The sequence below is a fragment of the Rhodoferax sp. genome, assembly GCF_028688795.1.
GTDB lineage: Bacteria > Pseudomonadota > Gammaproteobacteria > Burkholderiales > Burkholderiaceae_C > Rhodoferax.
This window is the reverse complement of the sequence record NZ_JAQTXM010000018.1, coordinates 1-17,603: the sequence shown is the minus strand read 5'-3', so window position 1 is coordinate 17,603 and position 17,603 is coordinate 1. Positions and strand designations below refer to the sequence as shown.

At 60.1% G+C, this 17,603-nt stretch carries 18 protein-coding genes; 16 read left to right on the top strand and 2 right to left on the bottom strand.

All coding sequences use genetic code 11. From position 1 onward, the window contains the following. Positions 1 to 8: 8 nt before the first annotated feature. The 6 genes from PHQ58_RS13985 to PHQ58_RS13960 all read left to right on the top strand — a co-directional run bounded on the left by PHQ58_RS13985 (position 9) and on the right by PHQ58_RS13960 (position 6,636). On the top strand, positions 9 to 1,097 hold the full coding sequence (locus tag PHQ58_RS13985; RefSeq protein WP_300111921.1) for a chemotaxis response regulator protein-glutamate methylesterase: 1,089 nt from the start codon (positions 9 to 11) through the stop codon (positions 1,095 to 1,097). Positions 1,098 to 1,141: 44 nt separating this feature from the next. After that, positions 1,142 to 2,272: an acyl-CoA dehydrogenase family protein gene (locus PHQ58_RS13980; RefSeq protein ID WP_300111919.1), complete on the top strand. Its 1,131-nt coding sequence runs from the start codon at positions 1,142 to 1,144 to the stop codon at positions 2,270 to 2,272. A 253-nt stretch (positions 2,273 to 2,525) separates the two neighbouring features. Beyond that, a complete protein-coding gene (gene trkA / locus PHQ58_RS13975; RefSeq protein ID WP_300111917.1) occupies positions 2,526 to 3,914 on the top strand; it encodes a Trk system potassium transporter TrkA in 1,389 nt (462 codons plus the stop codon). An 8-nt stretch (positions 3,915 to 3,922) separates the two neighbouring features. Further along, positions 3,923 to 5,383 carry a TrkH family potassium uptake protein gene (locus PHQ58_RS13970; RefSeq protein ID WP_300111914.1) on the top strand — a complete coding sequence of 487 codons (1,461 nt, stop codon included), beginning with the start codon at positions 3,923 to 3,925 and terminating at the stop codon, positions 5,381 to 5,383. A 45-nt stretch (positions 5,384 to 5,428) separates the two neighbouring features. After that, on the top strand, positions 5,429 to 5,854 hold the full coding sequence (locus PHQ58_RS13965; protein WP_300111912.1) for a rhodanese-like domain-containing protein: 426 nt from the start codon (positions 5,429 to 5,431) through the stop codon (positions 5,852 to 5,854). Positions 5,855 to 5,976: 122 nt separating this feature from the next. Beyond that, positions 5,977 to 6,636: an HAD family phosphatase gene (locus tag PHQ58_RS13960; protein WP_300111910.1), complete on the top strand. Its 660-nt coding sequence runs from the start codon at positions 5,977 to 5,979 to the stop codon at positions 6,634 to 6,636. Here PHQ58_RS13960 and PHQ58_RS13955 read toward each other — a convergent pair. Beyond that, entirely contained in the window at positions 6,593 to 7,648 is a 1,056-nt protein-coding gene (locus tag PHQ58_RS13955; RefSeq protein ID WP_300112038.1) for an AraC family transcriptional regulator, read from the bottom strand. The genes PHQ58_RS13960 and PHQ58_RS13955 overlap by 44 nt on opposite strands. Positions 7,649 to 7,867: 219 nt before the next feature. Here PHQ58_RS13955 and PHQ58_RS13950 point away from each other — a divergent pair, with 219 nt between their 5' ends. The 9 genes from PHQ58_RS13950 to PHQ58_RS13910 all read left to right on the top strand — a co-directional run bounded on the left by PHQ58_RS13950 (position 7,868) and on the right by PHQ58_RS13910 (position 16,300). Further along, entirely contained in the window at positions 7,868 to 9,490 is a 1,623-nt protein-coding gene (locus PHQ58_RS13950) for a carboxyl transferase domain-containing protein (protein ID WP_300111908.1), read from the top strand. A gap of 19 nt (positions 9,491 to 9,509) precedes the next feature. Beyond that, on the top strand, positions 9,510 to 10,019 hold the full coding sequence (locus PHQ58_RS13945) for a DinB family protein (RefSeq protein ID WP_300111906.1): 510 nt from the start codon (positions 9,510 to 9,512) through the stop codon (positions 10,017 to 10,019). After that, positions 10,016 to 10,795 (top strand): enoyl-CoA hydratase/isomerase family protein, encoded by a 780-nt coding sequence (locus PHQ58_RS13940; RefSeq protein WP_300111904.1) that lies wholly within the window; start codon positions 10,016 to 10,018, stop codon positions 10,793 to 10,795. The genes PHQ58_RS13945 and PHQ58_RS13940 overlap by 4 nt, the downstream gene beginning before the upstream one ends. A gap of 55 nt (positions 10,796 to 10,850) precedes the next feature. Further along, positions 10,851 to 12,890, top strand: coding sequence for an acetyl/propionyl/methylcrotonyl-CoA carboxylase subunit alpha (locus tag PHQ58_RS13935; protein WP_300111902.1), 2,040 nt, complete (start codon positions 10,851 to 10,853; stop codon positions 12,888 to 12,890). A gap of 69 nt (positions 12,891 to 12,959) precedes the next feature. After that, the gene (locus tag PHQ58_RS13930; protein WP_300111900.1) at positions 12,960 to 13,889 is read left to right on the top strand and encodes a glyoxylate/hydroxypyruvate reductase A; all 930 of its coding nucleotides are present in this window, start codon (positions 12,960 to 12,962) and stop codon (positions 13,887 to 13,889) included. 33 nt (positions 13,890 to 13,922) lie between these two features. Continuing rightward, complete coding sequence (locus tag PHQ58_RS13925) at positions 13,923 to 14,831, top strand: hydroxymethylglutaryl-CoA lyase (protein ID WP_300111898.1); 909 nt, start codon at positions 13,923 to 13,925, stop codon at positions 14,829 to 14,831. Beyond that, complete coding sequence (locus PHQ58_RS13920) at positions 14,831 to 15,346, top strand: YbaK/EbsC family protein (protein WP_300111896.1); 516 nt, start codon at positions 14,831 to 14,833, stop codon at positions 15,344 to 15,346. The genes PHQ58_RS13925 and PHQ58_RS13920 overlap by 1 nt, the downstream gene beginning before the upstream one ends. A 2-nt stretch (positions 15,347 to 15,348) precedes the next feature. Then, the gene (locus PHQ58_RS13915; protein ID WP_300112036.1) at positions 15,349 to 15,624 is read left to right on the top strand and encodes a DUF1289 domain-containing protein; all 276 of its coding nucleotides are present in this window, start codon (positions 15,349 to 15,351) and stop codon (positions 15,622 to 15,624) included. Between the two features lie 13 nt (positions 15,625 to 15,637). Further along, positions 15,638 to 16,300 (top strand): 2-hydroxychromene-2-carboxylate isomerase, encoded by a 663-nt coding sequence (locus PHQ58_RS13910; RefSeq protein WP_300111894.1) that lies wholly within the window; start codon positions 15,638 to 15,640, stop codon positions 16,298 to 16,300. Positions 16,301 to 16,312: 12 nt separating this feature from the next. On the opposite strand, the gene PHQ58_RS13905 is transcribed toward PHQ58_RS13910, so the two are convergent. Further along, entirely contained in the window at positions 16,313 to 17,239 is a 927-nt protein-coding gene (locus PHQ58_RS13905; protein WP_300111892.1) for a 23S rRNA (adenine(2030)-N(6))-methyltransferase RlmJ, read from the bottom strand. Between the two features lie 212 nt (positions 17,240 to 17,451). On the opposite strand from PHQ58_RS13905, the gene PHQ58_RS13900 reads away from it, so the two are divergent. After that, on the top strand, positions 17,452 to 17,603 hold a 152-nt coding region (locus PHQ58_RS13900), incomplete at its 3' end, for an uL13 family ribosomal protein (protein ID WP_300112034.1).

The window sequence follows — 17,603 nt, the reverse complement described above, 5'->3', positions numbered from 1 at the left end:
GATAAAAAATGGTCGTTAAAGTGTTTGTGGTGGATGACTCTGCCGTGGTGCGCCAAGCGTTGGCACACATGCTGGCAGGCAACGCCGAGGTGACGCTGGTTGGCAGCGCGCCCAACCCGCTGCTTGCGATGGAGATGATGCGCAAAAATCCGCCAGACGTGCTGCTGCTAGACATTGAAATGCCTGGCATGGACGGCCTGACTTTTCTGCGCCAGATCATGGCCAGCAACCCCATCCCAACGGTGATTTGCTCCACGCTGTCTACCGAAGGCAGCCGTGTGGCGCTGGATGCCCTGAGCGCCGGTGCTGTGGCGGTGCTGGCCAAGCCCAAGCTCGGCTTAAAACAGCATCTGGATGACTCGCGCCACGAGATGATTCAGACGCTAAAAACGGCTGCGCGCTCCAAGCCACGGGCGAGAGGCGCTATTCATTCAATAGCTACTCGCGCAGCATTAACGGGGGCTACAGCCCAAAATACCATACAAAATAGGCCCTCGGTATTGAGTGGCGTACATGCCTTCGCCATGAACAAACCGGTGGTCATTGGCAGCTCTACCGGCGGCACGCAAGCGTTGGAGCTGGTGCTGACCAGTCTGCCGGCTGATGCCCCCGGCATTGCCATCACCCAGCACATGCCGGAGAAATTTACCGCCATGTATGCCCAGCGGCTGGACGGCATTTGCGCCATGAATGTGCGCGAGGCGAAAGACGGCGACCGACTGGAACGCGGTGTGGCCTTGATTGCGCCCGGTGGCCTGCACATGCAGCTCTCCAAGTCCAACGGCCTGTATTACGTGAAGGTGATGGACGGCCCGCCGGTGAATCGACACAAGCCGTCGGTAGACGTGTTGTTCAAGTCGGCCGCTGAATGTGCCGGGCGCGACGCGCTGGCCATCATCATGACCGGCATGGGCGACGATGGCGCACGCGGCATGAAAACCATGCATGACTTAGGCGCACGCTGCATTGCCCAAAACGAAGAAACCTGCGTGGTGTTTGGCATGCCCAAGGAAGCCATCAAGTTGCAAGCGGTAGATGACATCATGCCGCTGGAAGCCATAGCACATGCCATTTTGCAGTTTGACTCGCGGGCCTGAACCCTGTTTGTCGCCTGCCAGCCATTTACCCAAAGGAACGCCACATGTTGTTAACCCAAGACCAGGAAATGGTTCGCGACGCGGTGCGCAGCTTTGCACAAGCCGAAATTTGGCCTCATGCCGCTCAATGGGACAAGTCCCACACCTTTCCCAAAGACGTGCACAAAGGCCTGGCCGCGCTCGGTGCTTATGGCATTTGCGTGCCTGAAGAGCAGGGCGGTGCCGGCCTGGACTACCTCACGCTGGCCCTTGTTTTGGAAGAAATCGCGGCGGGTGATGGCGGCACCAGCACCGTGATCAGCGTCACCAACTGCCCGGTGAACGCCATCTTGATGAAATTTGGCAACGCTGCGCAAAAGAAGCAGTGGCTGGAGCCGTTGGCCCAAGGCCAGATGCTGGGGGCTTTTTGCCTGACCGAGCCGCATGTGGGCAGTGACGCGTCCAGCTTACGAACCACGGCGGTGCGCCAGGGTGACGAGTATGTGATCAACGGCGTCAAGCAGTTCATCACCAGCGGCAAAAATGGCGACGTGACCATCGTCATTGCCGTGACCGACAAGGGCGCGGGCAAGCGTGGCATGAGCGCGTTTTTGGTGCCCACCAAGGCTCCAGGTTATGTGGTGGCGCGCCTGGAAGACAAACTGGGCCAGCACAGCAGCGACACCGCGCAAATCAACTTTGACAATTGCCGCATTCCCGCAGAAAACCTGATCGGCAAAGAGGGTGAAGGTTATGGCATTGCCTTGGGCGGCCTGGAGGGCGGACGCATTGGCATTGCCGCCCAAAGCGTGGGCATGGCGCGCAGCGCATTTGAGGTGGCACTGGCTTATTCAAAAGATCGCCAGAGTTTTGGCACAGCCATCTTCAACCACCAGGCGGTGGGTTTTAGGCTGGCGGAATGTGCGACCAAGCTGGAAGCCGCCCGGCAACTCATCTGGCACGCCGCTTCGCTAAGGGATGCCGGCAGACCGTGCTTGAAGGAAGCCGCCATGGCCAAGCTATTTGCCAGTGAAATGGCCGAAGAAGTGTGCAGCGCCGCCATCCAGACCCTGGGCGGTTATGGTTATGTGAGCGACTTTCCCGTTGAGCGTATTTACCGCGACGTGCGTGTGTGCCAGATTTACGAGGGCACGAGCGACGTACAGAAGATCATCATTCAGCGGGCCTTGGTCTGAGGCGTCGGCAGGCTCTTTTGGCCATCCCTTTTTTCAAACGGGATGGTTGACACTGTTAACGACCAGCAGGCCCAATGGAAAACCTGTGCATCATGAGCAGACCGCATTGATTGCGGCGATTAATCGCATTCAGGCCGTGATTGAGTTTGACCCGGCTGGGCAAGAGTGGCCAAACGGTGTGGCTGCAAGCCCCGTACAACGGTGGGATGCAAAAATACCGCAGCTATGATTCGCCCACTTAAAGGCCTTGTTTATGCGAATCATCATTTTGGGAGCCGGGCGCGTTGGCGAGAGCGTCGCCGAGAGCCTGGTTTCCGAGCAAAACGACATCACCCTGATTGACCCCGACCCCGAGTTGCTGCGTGACCTGGAAGACCGGCTTGACCTGCGGGGTGTGCCGGGCAATGGCATTCAGCCATCGGTGCTGCGGCGTGCCGGCGCTGAAGATGCTGACTTATTTGTGGCTTGCGCCGCACTTGACGAAACCAACCTGACCGCCTGCAAAGTGGCGCATGACGTGTTTGGCATTCAGATTACCGTGGCGCGCCTGCGCTCGCCCGAATTTGTCGAAGGCGGCGAGTTGCTGAGCAAGACTGGCTTTGGGGTCAGTCATGTGATCTGCCCTGAAGAGTCGGTGACGCACTACATCCACCAGCTCATTGAATACCCTGAGGCCTTGCAGGTGCTGGAGTTTTCGCGCCAGCGGGCGCACCTGATCGCCATGCGGGCGTCTGAGGGCAGTGCCCTGGTGAACCACACCATTCGTGAGTTTCGCGACCTGTTCCCCTGGGCCGAGATGCGTGTGGTGGCGGTCTACCGGCAAGAGGCCGAGGTGCCCTTGGCGGCAGACACCCGCGTGTTGCCGGGTGACGAGGTGTTTGTTGTGGCCGACAAGCAAAAAATTCGCGATGTGCTGCGCGCCATACACAACAATGACCAACCTGTGCGTCGCGTGATGATTGCCGGCGGTGGCAAGGTCGGCTTGCGCTTGGCACGAAGCTTGGTGGGGCAGTGCCAGGTGAAGATCATTGAGCGCGATCGCAAGCGTTGCAAATATCTGGCCGGTGAGCTGCCTGCCGAGATGCTGGTGCTCGAAGGCGACTCGGCCGACGAAAAGCTGCTGATGGAAGAGAGTGTGAACAACATGGATTTGTTCATTTCGCTGACCAATGACGATGAGGACAACATTCTGTCGGCCATGCTCGCCAAACGCCTGGGTGCCAAGCGGGTGATAGCCCTGATCAACCGGCGAATCTATGCCGAAATGATGCAAGGCAGCACCATTGACATCACCATCTCACCAGCCCAAACCGTCATTGGTGAGCTGTTGATCCACGTGCGCCGCGGTGCACTGGCGGCAGTGCACAGCCTGCGCCGCGGCGAGGCCGAGGCGCTTGAAGGTGTGGCGCGCGGCGATGCCAAGTCGTCGCAATTGGTGGGGCGGCGTGTGGATCAGATCAAGTTGCCGGATGGCGCGCGTTTTGGCGTGGTGGTGCGCGGTGAGGGTCGCCAATGTGAGGTGTTGATGCCGCACCACAACCTGGTGATTCAGGCGGGCGACCACATTGTTATCTTCATTCCGAACAAACGGCTGCTGAAGGCGGTGGAAAAGCTGTTCCAGGTCAGTGCCAACTTTTTCTGAAAGCGCGCATGTCCAGCATCGCCCCGGTTTTGAATATTCTGGCCCGCATCATGGTGGGCTACTCGTTTTTGTTTTTGGTGCCCATGGGCTGGGCCTGGTCACATGACGGGGCCGCGCATATGGATGTCTGGCTGCACGGCATGGCCCTGACCTCAGGGGTCGGGCTGGTCGTGTGGCTGGCCACCTCGCGTTATCTCCGCGAACTGCTGCCGCGTGATGGGTTCTTGCTGGTCAACTTGGTGTGGACGGTGTTGCCAGCTTTTTCAGCCGTGCCGCTCATGCTGGCCATTGATGGCTTGAGCTTCACCGATGCCTATTTTGAAGCAATGAGCGGCCTCACTGCCACTGGCGCCACGGCGCTTTCTGGCCTGGACGCGCTGCCCGTATCCGTGAATGTGTGGCGCTGTTTTTTGCAGCTGATTGGTGGTCTGGGCGTGATGCTGCTGGTGGTGGCAGTGCTGCCACTGCTGGGTCTGGGCGGCGTACAACTCTACAAGGCAGAGACCCCCGGCCCCATGAAAGATGCCCGACTGACCCCACGCATTGCCGAAACCGCACGTGGGCTGTGGAGCGTCTATTTTGTGTTCTCGGTGGCCTGCATGCTGGCCTACCACTATGCGGGCATGAGCTGGGCCGATGCCTTCATGCACATGTGCAGCACCATGGGCTTGGGCGGTTTTTCGTCGCACGACGCCAGTTTTGGCTTCTGGAATTCGCCTGACTTGGAGCTGGTGGCGATGGTCTTCATGGCGCTTTCTGGCATCAGCTTTGCGCGTTATTTCATTTTGTGGCGCACACGCTCCCCACGGTCTTTGGTGCGCGACGCTGAGGTGCGCGCCTATGTCGTGACCTTGTTTGCCTCATCCATTGGCTTGACGATTGTGCTGCTGGCGCATGGTGCGGTTGAGCAACCGCTGGACGCCCTGCGTATGGCGGCGTTTCATGTGGTGTCGCTGGCCACCACCACCGGTTATGCCTCGGTTGACTACGCCATGTGGCCGGTGTTTGCGCCGGTCTGGTTGATGTTTTTGGGCACCTTTGTGTCCTGCGCGGGGTCGACTGGCGGTGGCATCAAGATGGTGCGCATGGTGTTGCTCATCAAGCAGTCGCGCCGCGAACTGGTGCGGGCCATTCACCCGCGTGTGGTGAACCCGGTCACCATGGGGCGGGCCACCATTCCCGCCACCGTGATTGCCGCGGTGATGGCCTTCATGCTGATCTACGGCGCCAGCACCATCGGGCTGACCATGCTGATGCTGCTCTCGGGCCTGGACATCATCACTGCGTTTTCTGCGGTGGTGGCCACAGTGAACAACATCGGCCCCGGGCTGGGGCTGGTCGGGCCAGCTGGCAATTTTGGGGTGTTGACTGACTTTCAAACCTGGATTTGCACCCTGGCCATGCTGCTGGGTCGTCTTGAGTTGCTGGCGGTGATGGTGCTGTTTGTGCCACAGTTCTGGCGCAAGTGATTTTGGTCAACGAAAAGCAAATCAATTTTTACAAGGAGACATCTCATGGCAATTACCAAAGGTATCAACGTGCTGGTGGCCGAGGCCATGGCCCAAGTCAAGACCTATTCGGTGGACGAGGTCAAGGCGCGCATGGCTGACGCCCAGATGCAGATTGTGGACATTCGCGACGTGCGTGAACTGGAGCGCGAAGGCACGGTGCCGGGCTGCTTTAACGCCCCGCGCGGCATGTTGGAGTTTTGGGTGGACCCCGCCTCGCCCTATTACAAGACGGTCTTTGGCGATGACAGCAAAGAGTTTGTGCTGTTTTGTGGTGCTGGCTGGCGCAGTGCGTTGGCCGCCAAGGCACTGCAAGACATGGGCATGACCAACGTGGCGCACATCGACGGTGGCTTCACGGCCTGGGGCAAACAGGGCGCGCCAGTGGAAACCTACGAGGCGCACAAAGCGCATCGACACCCCAAGGGGTAGTGCACATGAGATTGGTTTTTAATGCCCGCTCGCCCTGAATCGTTCGCATTAGCATTTCAACCAGGTTTAAATTATTTATAACAAATTGGCCTCTAGCCCATATTGAAAAAGCGTAACTAGCTATGAAATTTAAAGCCATTTTGTTTGATTGTGATGGTGTGCTGGTTGACAGTGAGCCGATGACCAACCAGGTGCTGCGTGACATGTTGGACGAGCGCGGCTGGCGCATGACGCTGGCCGAATGCATGACCTCCTTTGTGGGTAAAACCGTGCGCCAGGAGCGCGCTGAAATTGAGAGGCGCACCGGCCAGCCGCTCACCGACGACTGGTTGCAAAGCTTTTACCAGCGGCGCAACGAGGTGTTGATGGCAGATGTGCAAATTATTCCGAGTGCGCATGCCGCCGTGCAGGCCGCTCATTCCCATGCTCAGGGGCGCATCGCCTGCGCCTCTGGTGCGGATCGTTTCAAGGTAGAGATGGTGCTGACGAAGGTCGGGCTGATGGGGTTTTTTGAGGACCGGGTGTTCAGTGGCCACGAAATGCCACGCTCCAAACCCGCGCCTGATGTGTACCTGGCGGCCGCCCGGCATCTGGCTGTGCCGGGAAGTCGGTGTTTGGTGATTGAGGACACCACGGTGGGAGTCACCGCCGGGGTAGCTGCGGGCGCCACGGTGTGGGCCTATTGCCCACGGCCTGAAGCTGGTGCGGCTTTGTTGCAGGCGGGGGCGACACAGCTGTTCAGTCAGATGGCAGATTTTCCGGCGCTACTGGCGACGAGTTGATGAAGCCTTCGCGCCTGAACTCCGCAGGCGACTGCCCCGTCCAGCCCCGAAACGCCCGCATGAAACTCTTCTCATTCTGAAACCCCGCCGCCTCGGCCACCTGCTTGATCGGGCGGTTGGTGCGCAGCAGCAGGTCGATCGCCCTGGCTTGGCGCACCTCGTCTTTCAGCGCTTGCAGCGATGCGCCTTCATCTTTCAGCTGTCGGTGCAGGGTGCGGGCAGACATGTTGAGCAGCGCCGCCAGGTCATCCGCGCTGTGGGTGTCGGCAGGATGGGCTGTCAGCGCCTGACGCACGCGCTGCACCAGCAAGCGGTCGCGCCGGTACTGCAGCACGGTCAGTGGCAGGGCGCGTTTGAGCATCTGGCGCAGGGCTGTCTCGTCGCGACGTAGCGGCAGAGCCAAATAAATTGCATCAAAATCAATAGCTGCTTGCGCTTGTGAGTATTGGGCTGGCGCCGAAAAAAGTACTGAATAAGCGCCATGATGCGCTGGCGCGGCAAACGGAAACCGCGCGCCCGTGAGCGGTATGCGAGAGTCCACCAGCCAGCAGGCGACACCGAGGAAGTTGCGCAGCACCGACACCAGGCAAAACTCACGCAGCGTTTGCAGGTCGCGGTGTTCGGTGATGGCCAGCGTGGCGGTAGAGCCCGACGTGTGGAGTGTCAGCGTGATGTCATCCGCAATCAGACCATGGTGGCGGCACCAGCGCTGGAGCGCCACACCCAAATTGGGCGCGCTGATGCTTGCCCGCGCCAGCATGCCGTAGCTGCCCCAGGGCAGGCGGCGACTGAACCAGCCCAGGGCTTCGTCGTCCAGCTCCTCCATGGCTGCACCAGAGATGCGTTCCATCTGCGCAGCGGTTATGCATGCGGCCGTATCGGCAAGAAGGTCTGGCGCAATTTGTGCCAGCTCAAGGGCGTTGGCCGGATCTTTGCCGTGTTTGGCGTAGGCGCTGACGATGGCATTGACAAACGCGATGGGTGTGACCGCTGCGCTGCCTTCATGCCGCATGGCTGCGCCAGGGGTCGCCAACAACGGGTCTGGCACGGGTGGGGAGGGGCTTTGCGGACGCAGCATGGGGTGGGGTGGTGCTGAAACGCCTGAGTGTGCCTATTCATGGCGCAATTTGCAACCTTGGTGGCCGGTACAAACCAGCTTGTCGTTCTATGCTCAGGCCATTCACAATGGCGCAGACGATTCACGCCACACCCGACACACAGAAAGAACGCCATGCCCGCGCTAGATACAAAACTCAACGCCCGCTCTGCCGATTTTCAGGCCAACGCCGCCGCCATGCGCGCCCTGGTAGATGACCTGAACGCCAAAGTCACGCAGGTAGAAATGGGCGGTGGCGACGCTGCCCGTGCCAAGCACACGGCGCGCGGCAAGCTGTTGCCGCGCGACCGCGTGCAAATGCTGCTCGACCCTGGCACACCTTTTCTGGAGCTCTCGCCCTTGGCGGCGATGGGCATGTACCCGGACCGCGATGGCACCGACAGCGCGCCGGGTGCGGGCATCGTGGCCGGCATTGGCCGCGTGAGCGGCGTGGACTGCATGATTGTCTGCAACGACGCCACCGTCAAAGGCGGCACCTATTACCCGATGACGGTCAAAAAACACTTGCGCGCGCAGGAAGTGGCGCAGCAAAACTGCCTGCCCTGCATCTACCTGGTGGACTCGGGCGGTGCCAACTTGCCGAACCAGGACGAAGTCTTTCCTGATCGCGACCACTTTGGCCGCATCTTTTTCAACCAGGCCACCATGAGCGCGCAGGGCATTGCACAAATTGCCGTGGTCATGGGCAGTTGCACGGCGGGCGGCGCCTACGTGCCGGCCATGAGCGACGAGGCCATCATTGTCAAGAACCAGGGCACGATCTTTTTGGGTGGCCCACCGTTGGTGAAAGCCGCCACTGGCGAGGTCGTCACTGCGGAAGACCTGGGCGGTGGTGACGTGCACACGCGCTTGAGCGGTGTGGCGGACCATCTGGCGCAAAACGACATGCACGCGCTGGCGCTGGCCCGCACGGCGGTCAAGAACTTATATAAAAAAAAGCCTCTAGCCCAGGCGAATCATGCGCCAGCAGCTCCCAAATACGCAGCAGAGGAGCTTTATGGGGTGATTCCGGTCGACACCCGCAAACCGTTTGATGTGCATGAAATCATTGCCCGCATCGTCGATGACTCGGACTTTGACGAGTTCAAATCGCGTTTTGGCACCACGCTGATTTGTGGCTTTGCCCGCATTGAGGGCATGCCAGTGGGCATCATCGCCAACAACGGCATTCTGTTCAGCGAATCGGCGTTAAAGGGCACCCACTTCATCGAGTTGTGCTGCCAGCGCAAGATCCCGCTGGTGTTTTTGCAGAACATCACCGGCTTCATGGTTGGGCGCAAATACGAGAACGAAGGCATTGCCCGCAACGGCGCCAAGATGGTCACAGCGGTAGCGACGGCGGCGGTGCCCAAATTCACCATCATCATTGGCGGCAGCTTTGGCGCGGGTAATTACGGCATGTGTGGGCGCGCGTTCAGTCCGCGTTTCTTGTGGATGTGGCCGAATGCCCGTATTTCGGTGATGGGTGGTGAGCAAGCAGCCAGCGTGTTGGCCACGGTGCGCCGCGACGGCATTGAACTCAAAGGCGGGCAGTGGACCGCAGCGGAAGAAGAAGCCTTTAAAGCCCCGATTCGAAGCCAATACGAAGTGCAAGGCCACCCGTACTTTGCCACCGCCAGGTTGTGGGACGACGGCATCATCGACCCGGCAGACACCCGGCGTGTGCTGGCACTGGGCTTGTCTGCCAGCCGCAATGCGCCCATACCCGAGACGAAATTCGGCCTGTTCCGGATGTAATTGCAGGAACCTTAAACCCATGGATGCACACACCCATTTTTCCTGCTTCGCTCGCTACAACGTCTGGGCCACCAAGTGTCTGCTTAAGGCTGTGGAGGCAGTGCCGGAGGCCGACTACAGACGTGACGTGGGGCTGTTCTTCAAGAGCATCCATGGCACGTTGAACCATTTGCTCGTGGGCGAGCACCTGATCTGGTATGCGCGTTTTGGCAAGGGTCTATCTCCCAAAGTGCCGCTTGATACTGAGGCCGAACCCGATCGCGAGCGATTGGCGCAGGCGCTCAAAGGTGGTGCGGCCAACTGGTTGCCGCTGATTGAGGGCTGGCCCGCCGCGCGTTTTGATGGTGAACTCAGCTACACCACCGTGCGTGGCACGTCGGCCACGCTGCCATTCGCCGCAACACTGGCGCATGTGTTCAACCACGGCACACACCACCGTGGGCAGATTTCGGCTGCGTTGACGGCCCTCGGCCTGCCTTGCCCGGAATTGGATTTGGTCGACTTCCTGCAGGAGGAGGCGGTTTCATGAGTAATCTTCGCATCGAAACCGAAGGCTATTTGGCCCAGATCACCTTAAATCGCCCCGAAGTCCGCAACGCCTTCAACGACGAGGCGATTGCTGAACTCACGCAAGCTTTCACGCAACTGGGCCAGGACAGCCAGGTGCGCGCCATCGTGCTCGCCGCAGAGGGCCCGGCCTTTTGCGCCGGTGCCGATCTGAACTGGATGCGCCGCATGGCGGACTACACGCATGCTGAAAACCTGGCGGATGCGGCGCAGCTGGCCGAGATGCTGCTCGTGATCTACACCTGCCCCAAACCCACGGTTGCGCGCATCCAGGGCGATGTTTACGCCGGTGGCATGGGCCTGGTCGCGGCCTGTGACCTGGCTGTGAGTGTCGACACCGCCAACTACTGCCTGAGCGAAGTCAAGCTGGGCCTGTACCCCGCCACCATCAGCCCATACGTGATCCGCGCCATGGGCGCCCGCGCCGCGCACCGCTACTTTTTGACGGCCGAGCGTTTTGATGCCGCCGAGGCTTTGCGCATTGGTTTTGTGCACGCGGTGGTTAGCGCCGATCAACTTGATGACAAGCTGGCAGAAATCACCAAAGCGCTGGTCAATGCCAGCCCGAACGCCGTGCGCGAATGCAAAACCCTGCTGCTTGACGTGGCCGGCAAAGACATCGACGCCGCCTTGATCGCCCACACGGTGCAAGGCATCGCCAGCATCCGCGCCAGCGATGAGGGCAAGGAAGGCGTGCAGTCGTTCCTCAACAAGCGCAAACCCAACTGGCTTGGCTAGTCGTGGTCAGATTCCCATTTATTGATAGTTTGGCGATGGTGCCATGGAGACACGAATGTTCACAAAAATATTGATCGCCAATCGCGGCGAAATCGCATGCCGCGTGGCCGCAACCGCCCGCCGCATGGGCGTCAAAACCGTCGCGGTTTATTCCGACTCAGATGCGTCTGCCAAACACGTGGCCGCTTGCGACGAGTCCGTGCACATTGGTGGTAGCGCGCCCAAAGACAGCTACTTGCGCTGGGAACGCATCATCGACGCTGCTAAAGCCACCGGCGCACAAGCCGTGCACCCCGGCTACGGCTTCCTGAGCGAAAACGAAGACTTTGCCAAGGCCTGTGTTGCTGCGGGACTGGTCTTTATTGGCCCGCCCGCATCGGCCATCTTGGCGATGGGCCTGAAAGCCGAATCCAAACAGCTGATGGAGAAGGCCGGTGTGCCACTGGTACCTGGCTACCACGGGGCGGACCAAGACCCGGCCTTGCTGCACCTGAAAGCCGACGAAATTGGCTACCCGGTGTTGATCAAGGCCAGCGCCGGCGGCGGCGGCAAGGGCATGCGCGCGGTCGAGCGTTCGCAAGATTTTCTGGACGCGCTGGCCAGCTGCAAGCGCGAAGCCATCAACAGTTTTGGCAGCGATGCGGTGCTGATCGAAAAATACGTGCAGCGCCCGCGTCACATTGAAATTCAGGTGTTTGGCGACACCTTGGGCAACTACGTGTACCTGTTTGAGCGCGATTGCTCGGTGCAGCGCCGCCACCAAAAAGTGCTGGAAGAAGCCCCGGCGCCGGGCATGACCCCCGAGCTGCGCGCCCAAATGGGCGATGCGGCGGTGGCTGCTGCCCGTGTCGTGAATTACGTCGGCGCCGGCACGGTGGAGTTCATCGTGGAGCAACGCGAAGACGGTTCGATGAAATTTTTCTTCATGGAAATGAACACCCGCCTACAGGTGGAGCACCCGGTCACGGAAGCCATTACCGGGCAGGATCTGGTGGAGTGGCAATTGCGCGTGGCCAGCGGTGAGCCGCTGCCGCTGCGCCAGGACCAGCTCAAGATCACTGGCCACGCCATCGAGGCGCGCATCTGTGCCGAAAACCCCGACAACAACTTTTTGCCCGCCACCGGCACCCTGCAGGTTTACGCCAAGCCCGCGCATGTGGCGTTTGCGCCGCCGGTCAATTCTGGGCATGGCGGCCGGGCACGTGACGCGCAACCGGTGCGTTTTGATGACGGCGTGCGCCAGGGTGACACCATCAGCCCGTATTACGACTCGATGGTGGCCAAACTTATCGTGCATGGCGACACGCGTGAGCAGGCGCTGGCCCGGCTGGACACGGCGTTAGCCGCCACCCACATCGTCGGCCTGACCACCAACCTGCAGTTTTTGCGCTACGTGCTGCAGTCGCCGTCATTCGCGCAAGCCAATTTGGACACCGGCCTGATTCCGCGCGAAGCGGCCGTGTTGTTCAACCAGGAGCGTGTCGGCCTTGCGCTGGCCGCAGCGGCCGACGTGGCGCAAACCCTCCTTGACGAGCGCGCCGCGCAGGGCACGGACCCCTTCAGCAAGACCGACGGCTGGCGCAGCCACGGGGTGTTCACGCGCCGCTTTGAATTTGAATTTGGCGGCGCACATGTGCCTGCCAGCCTGACCTATCTGCACGACGGCGCGTTGTCGTTCACAGTAGGCGACACCGCTGGTGTGCTGGCCTTTACCCCCACGCCAGATGGCATTGACCTGCAATATGCCGGCCAGCGGGCACACGTCAATGTGTACAGAAAAGGTGAAGTAGCCCATATCCACGCTGCGCAAGGAGCTACGCAAATCATAGCAATTGACCTGCTATTGCACGCTGGTGAAGCCCCCGCTGAGGGGGGGCGTCTGACCGCGCCCATGCCGGGCAAGGTGGTGTCGTTTGCCGTCAAGGCGGGTGACATGGTCACCAAGGGTCAAACTCTGGCCGTGATGGATGCCATGAAAATGGAGCACACCATTGCCGCGCCCATCGACGGCGTGGTGGCCGAGCTGCTGTATGCACCGGGTGACCAAGTGGTGGAGGGGGCCGAGTTGCTGAAGTTGACTGCTGTCGCAACTTAATTTTATAGATGATTTTGGCCTCTAAGCCTTATAAAACAAGCGTGAGAAGCTATTGAATTGAAAGCATGTATGACGCCGTTTCGCATCAGTTTTTGTTGTTCCAATACCGATCCCGCGCCCTGGCTGGCGGGCTTGCGCGCCGCGTTGCCGCAGGCCAATGTGTCTGTTTGGCAGCCGGGCGATGCACTTGCCGACTACGCCGTGGTGTGGGCGCCGCCGCAACAATTCTTTGACGAGCAGCCGCAGCTCAAAGGCATCTTCAACATCGGCGCCGGGGTCGATGCATTGCTGAAACTGCGCCTGCCGCCTCAGGCCACCTTGGTGCGTCTTGAAGATGCGGGCATGGCGGTGCAGATGGCGGAATACGTCAGCCAGGCCGTGATTCGCCACTTTCGTGACCTTGAGACCTATGCCGAAGATGTGCGCAACGGGCATTGGACGACTTACCCACCGCGCCAGCGCAGCAATTTTCCCGTGGGCGTGATGGGCCTGGGCGCACTGGGCGCACGCGTGGCGCAGGCCCTGGCGCATTTTGAGTTCTCCGTCAATGGCTGGAGCCGCTCCATCAAGGCGCTGGACGGTGTGCGCGGTTTCGCGGGGGCGGCGCAGTTCAATGATTTTCTGGCCAGCAGCCGCGTGCTGGTGAACCTGCTGCCGCTCACGCCCGACACGGCCAACATCCTCAACCGCGACACCTTAAGCCGCCTGCAGCCTGGCGGCTACGTGATCAACGTCGCGCGTGGCGCGCATTTGGTGGACGACGATTTGCTGGCCCTCATCCACAGCGGGCATTTGGCAGGCGCATTGCTTGACGTGTTTCGCACCGAGCCGCTGCCGTCAGCGCACCCATTTTGGCGCGAACCCCAAATCACCATCACACCGCACACCTCGGCGCGCACGCTGCGTGATGACAGCATTGCGCAGATCGTGGGCAAGCTTGACGCGTTGCAGCGTGGTCATTCGGTTGGCGGTATCGTTGACCCCCTGCGCGGTTATTGAACGGCGCCCCATTGAACGATTGAAAAACAGCACATGAACTACCCTTCCCGCGTCAAATTGGTCGATGTCGGCCCGCGCGACGGCCTGCAAAACGAAAAACAAACCGTGCCCGCCGCCGTCAAGATCGAGCTGGTGCACCGCTTGCAAGCCGCTGGCCTGAAAGAAATCGAGGTCACCAGCTTTGTCTCGCCCAAATGGGTGCCGCAGATGGCTGATAACGTGGAGGTGATGGCGGGTGTCACGCGCCAAAGTGGCGTGCGCTACTCAGTGCTTACGCCCAACCTCAAGGGGTTTGAGGCCGCGTTAGCTTGCCAGCCCGATGAAATCGTGGTGTTTGGCGCGGCCAGCGAGGCCTTCAGCCAGAAGAATATCAATTGCTCCATCGCTGAGAGCATCGAGCGTTTTGCCCCGGTGGTGGCGGCCGCCCGTGCCGCCGGCATCAACGTTCGCGGTGCCATGAGCTGCACCGTAGGCTGCCCGTATGAAGGCGACATTGCGCCCGAGCGCGTGGGCATGTTGGCGCGGTTGATGGCGGACATTGGCGTGCAACGGGTCGACGTGGCGGACACGATTGGGGCGGGCACGCCTTTGAGAGTGCAGCGCGCCATCGAGGCGACGCTAGCGCATTTCGATATCGACCACATCAGCGGACACTTTCACGATACCTACGGCCAGGCCCTGAGCAACACCTTGGCGGCGCTGCAAATGGGGGTGTGGAACTTCCAGTCATCCGTGGCTGGCTTGGGCGGCTGCCCGTACGCCAAGGGTGCCACCGGAAACGTCGCCACCGAAGATGTGGTCTACCTGCTGCACGGCATGGGCATCGAGACTGGCATTGACCTGGACAAACTCATTGACGCGGGTCAGTTCATCAGCGATTTTCTCCAGCGGCCAACCAACTCCCGCGTGGGAAAAGCCGTGCTCAACAAGCGGTGCGCCTGATGTGCGGCGCGGAACTCAAGCCCCTGCCAGAAGGCGTGCAACGCGTGGCCCGGGCCTTGCAAGACAAGGGCCACCCGCACGCGCCGGTGATGCTGAGTGATGCGGCCCGAACCGCGCAGCAGGCGGCCGATGCGCTGGGCATCCAGCTTGGCCAGATTGCCAAAAGCATCATCTTCAAGCGCAAGCCAGATGCGATTGCTGTGTTGGTGATTACCTCGGGTGACCGCCGGGTTGATGAAAAGAAGGTGCAGGCGCTGGTGTGTACCGAAGGCCAAAAGCTCGGACGGGCTGATGCGGACTTCGTCAAAGCCAGCACCGGCTTTTCAATTGGCGGTGTCTCGCCCGTAGCGCATGCCACACCCCTCATCACCCTGATTGACCGCGATTTGCTGCGTTTTGATGAGATCTGGGCTGCCGCTGGGCACCCGCACGGTGTCTTCAAGTTGCAGCCGGACGACCTGCGGCATTTGACCGGTGCGCCCATGGTGGATGTTGCCGAGCAGGGGGCGCCATGACATTGAATCAAAAGGCTATGATTTTTCTAGCTGCTAGCGCCCGAGATGTAAGGGCTAGAGCCGAAATTGATGAAGCAGTTGTGCCCTCGCCCTGCATGTCGGTGTGCCAGATGGATGAGGCACTCGGGCTGTGCGAGGGTTGCTTGCGCACCCTCGATGAAATTCGCGCCTGGGGCAATGCCGATGCCGTGTTCAAGCGCCAGGTTTGGGGCGACATTGAAGCGCGGATTGCGCAGCATCTTGACCGGGATGACGCAGTGCTTGCGCCACCTGCTTGAAGTGCACGCCACCATGAAACACATCAACTGTTACCTGGACTTCATCTCGCCCTTTGCGTATCTGGCGTTTGAAAAACTACCCCTTGCGCTGCAAGACCTGAGTTACCGAGTCAGTTACAAGCCGATTTTGTTTGCTGCGCTACTCAAGCACCACGGACAATTGGGCCCGGCAGAGATTCCTGGCAAACGCGAGTGGACCTACCGGCAAGTGCTCTGGCTGGCACGCCAACACCAGGTTGATTTGCAGTTGCCAGCTCAACACCCGTTCAACCCTCTGGGCTTGCTGCGCTTGGCGGTGGCGTGTGGGGGTGACGGTTTGGTGAGCCGATATGTCTGTGAATCAATTTTTCGCCATGTCTGGCAAGGTGGCGCAGATGCAGCAGATGTGACGCGGCTGCAAGCCCTGGCATCACAGCTCGCGCCTCAGCACGATCCCAATGGTGAGACCGTCAAGGCTCAACTCAGAACCAACACCGGCGACGCTATTGAAAAAGGCGTCTTCGGTGTGCCCACGTTTGAGGTGGACGGCAAACTTTTCTGGGGTTTCGATGCACTCCCCATGCTCGCCGCTTATGTGAAGGGCGACGCAAAGCTGGAAGACGAGTGGTACGCCTCAGAGCAGGTTGCCCGTTGGCTCCCTCTTTCGTCCGGCGGGGGGATAGAGAGCGGAAAATGAGTGGGGGGAGCCCTACCCGCCCGACTCCACCTCAAACGCTTTGTTCTTATCCTGCGCCAGAAACTTGGCAGCTTGTCCCAATGCCCCCACCAGTGTGGCCTTGAGTGTGTGCGGCGGGTTAATCACAAACACCCCGCTGGCTGGCAGGCCCGGACGCACCACCTCGCCTTCGTCGTCGGTGGTAAGTTTGCTGGATTTGACGGTGAGCGTGGCATTGAGCCACGGACGCCCTTCACGCACCGCCAGGGTTTTGAGCTTGCGCGGAAGATCATGGGCCTCGGGGCGCGGAATGATCGGGTACCACACCATGTAAGTACCGGTGGCAAAGCGCTTGACGGCGTCGGTCATCATGCCGACGACACGGGCGTAGTCGGTTTTCATCTCGTAGCTGGGGTCGCACAGCACCAGGGCGCGCCGCGACGGTGGCGGCAAAAACTTCTTCAAGGCTTCGAAACTGTCTTCTTGGTCGACGGTGACCAGACGGCCCGCTTCCAGTTGGGCAATATTGGCGCGCAGGGTCTTGGCATCGGTCGGGTGCAACTCGAATAGCTTCAGTCGGTCACGGTCGCGCCCTTGCAGCAAGTTGTGAATGATGAAGGGTGAGCCCGGGTACACCGTGTGGCTGACACCCTTGTTGAAGCTGGCCACCAGATCAAGATAGTCTTGCAGTGCCGGGTGGGTGGGTGGCGCATTTTTGTCTGTGCCGTTTTTGGCCGCATTGGCCAAGGCCTCTACCAGCTTCAGGTAGCCATTAGCCGCCTCACCGCTGGTCTGGGCGTAGTCACCGTCAAGTCGGTACAGGCCAGCCCCCGCGTGGGTGTCAAACACATTGAGGGCGGTGTCTTTTTGCGTCATGTGGCGCAAGACTGCAATCAAGGCGGTGTGCTTGAGAACATCGGCATGGTTGCCGGCATGAAAGGCGTGGCGATAACTGAACATGTGTCGATTTTACCCTGTCGACCCGGATATTTGTATAATGACAGGCTTCGCAGCGCTTTTGTGGCTCCGCGGCGAAGTCTCTCAGTATCGTCTCGGCCTTTGTTGACCGGGCTGTGTGCAGAGTAGAAATCCTACCTAAGAGATTCCCATCAGAGGAACGCCGACCGTAGAAAAGAGCCCGACAAACCCTCCCTTTTTAAAAGAGAAAACTCATGACCAAAACTTTCAGCGCCAAACCCGCTGACGTGGTGCACGAGTGGTTTGTGGTTGACGCGACCGATAAGGTCCTCGGACGAGTAGCCAGCGAAGTTGCTCTCCGTTTGCGCGGCAAACACAAGGCCATTTACACGCCTCACGTCGATAC

Coding starts and splice junctions, on each gene's coding strand:
- PHQ58_RS13960 (WP_300111910.1), top strand. CDS start 5,977: ATGAAATTTAAAGCCATTTTGTTTGATTGTGATGGTGTGCTGGTTGAC.
- PHQ58_RS13945 (WP_300111906.1), top strand. CDS start 9,510: ATGGATGCACACACCCATTTTTCCTGCTTCGCTCGCTACAACGTCTGG.
- PHQ58_RS13980 (WP_300111919.1), top strand. CDS start 1,142: ATGTTGTTAACCCAAGACCAGGAAATGGTTCGCGACGCGGTGCGCAGC.
- PHQ58_RS13920 (WP_300111896.1), top strand. CDS start 14,831: ATGTGCGGCGCGGAACTCAAGCCCCTGCCAGAAGGCGTGCAACGCGTG.
- PHQ58_RS13955 (WP_300112038.1), bottom strand. CDS start 7,648: ATGCGGCATGAAGGCAGCGCAGCGGTCACACCCATCGCGTTTGTCAAT.
- PHQ58_RS13985 (WP_300111921.1), top strand. CDS start 9: ATGGTCGTTAAAGTGTTTGTGGTGGATGACTCTGCCGTGGTGCGCCAA.
- PHQ58_RS13970 (WP_300111914.1), top strand. CDS start 3,923: ATGTCCAGCATCGCCCCGGTTTTGAATATTCTGGCCCGCATCATGGTG.
- trkA (WP_300111917.1), top strand. CDS start 2,526: ATGCGAATCATCATTTTGGGAGCCGGGCGCGTTGGCGAGAGCGTCGCC.
- PHQ58_RS13910 (WP_300111894.1), top strand. CDS start 15,638: ATGAAACACATCAACTGTTACCTGGACTTCATCTCGCCCTTTGCGTAT.
- PHQ58_RS13905 (WP_300111892.1), bottom strand. CDS start 17,239: ATGTTCAGTTATCGCCACGCCTTTCATGCCGGCAACCATGCCGATGTT.
- PHQ58_RS13935 (WP_300111902.1), top strand. CDS start 10,851: ATGTTCACAAAAATATTGATCGCCAATCGCGGCGAAATCGCATGCCGC.
- PHQ58_RS13940 (WP_300111904.1), top strand. CDS start 10,016: ATGAGTAATCTTCGCATCGAAACCGAAGGCTATTTGGCCCAGATCACC.
- PHQ58_RS13925 (WP_300111898.1), top strand. CDS start 13,923: ATGAACTACCCTTCCCGCGTCAAATTGGTCGATGTCGGCCCGCGCGAC.
- PHQ58_RS13930 (WP_300111900.1), top strand. CDS start 12,960: ATGACGCCGTTTCGCATCAGTTTTTGTTGTTCCAATACCGATCCCGCG.
- PHQ58_RS13950 (WP_300111908.1), top strand. CDS start 7,868: ATGCCCGCGCTAGATACAAAACTCAACGCCCGCTCTGCCGATTTTCAG.
- PHQ58_RS13965 (WP_300111912.1), top strand. CDS start 5,429: ATGGCAATTACCAAAGGTATCAACGTGCTGGTGGCCGAGGCCATGGCC.